The organism is Lentzea kentuckyensis (assembly GCF_002150765.1).
In the GTDB taxonomy this organism is placed as follows: Bacteria; Actinomycetota; Actinomycetes; order Mycobacteriales; family Pseudonocardiaceae; genus Lentzea; species Lentzea kentuckyensis.
The window spans coordinates 1-994 of record NZ_MUYM01000193.1; the positions used below are offsets into that span (position 1 = coordinate 1).

Annotated in this window: 1 pseudogene; it reads left to right on the forward strand. The window is 69.9% G+C overall.

From position 1 onward, the window contains the following. Positions 1–994: pseudogene (locus tag B0F77_RS48465) on the forward strand (hypothetical protein); the annotation flags it as partial.

The following is a 994-nucleotide window of genomic DNA, read 5'->3' on the forward strand; positions in this document are numbered from 1 at the left end:
TGGTGCTGCTGGACAACGCGGTGGACGCGGCACAGGTCGGCCCGCTGCTGCCGGGTGAGGCGGGGTCGTCCGTGCTGATCACCAGCCGCCGCATGCTGGCGACGCTCGGCGCGCGGCACGTCCGGCTCGCCCCGTTGCCGGAAGCCGACGCGCTGCGGTTGCTCGGCGACTCCGGCCCTGAGGCGGAGCAGGTGGCCAAGGCCTGCGACTACCTGCCGCTCGCGCTCACGATCGCGGCCGCGCGGTTGCGGTCGCGGCCGGACTGGACGACGGCGAACCTGGCGAAGCGGCTCGCTGACCAGCGGCATCGGCTGGACGAGCTGAACTTCGACGACCTCGGGGTCAGGTCGAGCTTCCAGCTGAGCTTCGAGGGCCTGAACTCCAGTTCCACCAGGGCGTTCACACTGCTGTGCTGCCTCACCGTGCCGACCGTCGGCGAGCCGGTCGCGCGGGCGTTGCTGGGGCAGGAGGACATCGATCGGGCGCTGGACCCGTTGGTGGACGCCAAGCTCGTCGAACCGTGCGGGCCGGAGCGATACCGGGTGCACGACTTGCTTCGGCTGTTCGGCGCCGAGCACGTGACCGACGAGAGGCACGACGCTCTCACCCGCGCGCTCACCTACTACCGTGAGACGTTGACCGCCGCGCTGAAGAAGCTGCGGCCGCACGCTTACGGTGCCCTGACGAACTCCGCCACCCAGCAGGACATCGACGAGCCCCTGCAGTGGTTGACAGACGAGGCCGAGAACCTGTTGGCGGCGGCCCGTTCCACGATGACCGAACCATCGTTGGCGGAACACGCCCTGGCGATCGCGCACATGCTGTACCCGCATCTGTTCAAACAGGACAGAGTCGCGGACCTGATCGAGCTCGGCCAGATCGCGGACGGGGCAGCGCGGACGATCGGCACCTCAGCGGCGTTGCAGACGGCGCTGCTGGTGCGGTCCGCCGCGAATCGCCGGATCGGTGCGTTCGCGGTCGCCCGCGCCCAGTT